The 1,681-nt window shown below is 71.4% G+C and carries 1 protein-coding gene and 1 pseudogene; both read right to left on the reverse strand.

All coding sequences use genetic code 11. The annotated features are described in order from the left end of the window. On the reverse strand, positions 1-654 hold a 654-nt coding region (locus AB0J52_RS39295), incomplete at its 3' end, for a sensor histidine kinase (RefSeq protein WP_500188181.1). Positions 655-657: 3 nt separating this feature from the next. Further along, positions 658-1,681: pseudogene (locus AB0J52_RS39300) on the reverse strand (hypothetical protein); the annotation flags it as partial.

Below are 1,681 nucleotides of genomic sequence, written 5' to 3' on the forward strand. Positions count from 1 at the left end.
CGCGATCTCCGGCGCGAGCGACAGGCTGCGCAGCTCCACGGACGCGGCGCGCGCCGTCCCCAGGGCCTCCCGGGCGGTCGCGAGCACCGCTTCGAGATCGTCCGGACGGGCCCCGGCGACCGCGTCCAGGCTCTTGCCGAGGCCCGCGTTCAGTTCGGCCGCGACGCGGAGCCGCTCCTCCTCGACGGCCGCCAGCGCGAGCGTCATCCGTGCCGCCGCGCGCCCGTCGATCCGCGCGACCAGTCGGACGAGCCCGACGACCAGCACCGCGCTCAACACGGCGGTCAGCGCGACGTCCACGACATGCGCGGGAGGCCCGCCCCGCAGGGCGGCCAGCGCGAACGCGCTCAGCCCGGCGGCTCCGGCGATCCACGTCCGGCCCGCGACGACCAGCGCCGCGCCGATCATCCCGACCATCCCGATCGAGACCCAGCCAGGGATCACGCACGCGTAACCGCACAACGCGAGGACGCCGAGGTCCCAGACCGTCCAGCCGCGTCCGAGCGAACGCAGCCAGACGACCAGGACCCCGGCGCACAGCACGCACGAGGCGACGAGGACCACGACGGGCCGCCCGACCGCCGTGGACGCGTAGAGCCCGCCCAGGCAGGCCAGCAGCGCACCGGCGACGATCCGGGCAGCCCGAGATCCCATCGGTCAGGAGAACTTCAGCAGCTGACCAGACCAGCTGAGCCACTCGCCGGACTTGTCGATCACACCCGTGGTCGAGGTGGCCCAGATGACCCCGGTGCCCGGAACGCGGGCCAGAGAACCCGGGGACGGCGTTCCCTTCGGGTGCGGCGGACGGGACGTGCTCCACTTCCCGGCCTTCGAGCGGTGGACGAACACGCCGTTGCCCTTGGCGTCCTGAGAGGTGAACCAGAAGCCGCCGTAGCCGTCGAAAGTGATCCCCCGCAGGCAGGATGACCCGGGCGCGGCCGCCCGCTTCCAGGCCTTGCCGTTCCAGTGGAGGAGGTAGTTCGGCTTCTTGGCCCCGTACTGGCAGCCGGTGGCCCACACGCTGCGGGGAGAGGAGGTGGCGAGAATGCCGTTGACGGGCACGCCCGCATTGGTGAACGTCCATTTGCGGCCGTCGAACCGTCCGACGGTCTTGAAGTCCTTGCCCGGTGCGGCGTCGCGCCCGAACGTCCACATGTTCGTGGCCGACGTCGCGCTGACGCTGCCGGGCATGAACGTGCCGGTCTTCACACGCTTCCACGTGCTGCCGTTGTAGTGCCACGTGCCGGAACCGGTCGAGCCGCCGGACGCGCCGAACACCCAGACGTTCTTGGAGCTGAACGCCTTGACGGAACCGGGTTCGCCCGGCAGGTCGCGCTTCACGACTGACCAGCGCTTGCCGTTCCAGTGCAGGACCGCGGCCGGCCCGTCGCCCGGCCCTTCACCGGGGCTGCTGATGGCCCAGGCGTTCGAGGCGGACAGGATGGACGCGTCCCACACGTATCCGTCCAGGCCCTTGGGCAGGGCGACGTATTTCCAGGTCTTGCCGTTCCAGTGGTACGAGAACGGGAGGACCGCGGGCTTCGCGTGCGGGCGGAAGCTGGCCCCGAATGCCCAGCCGTCCTTCTTGGACGCGATGGTCACAGCACCCATGTCGGTGCGCGAGGTGGGGTGGACGTTGAGGGCGATGCGCCAGGCGTGGGTGGCGGCGTCGGCGGACGCC

The sequence above is a fragment of the Spirillospora sp. NPDC049652 genome, from assembly GCF_040675125.1.
In the GTDB taxonomy this organism is placed as follows: Bacteria; Actinomycetota; Actinomycetes; order Streptosporangiales; family Streptosporangiaceae; genus Spirillospora.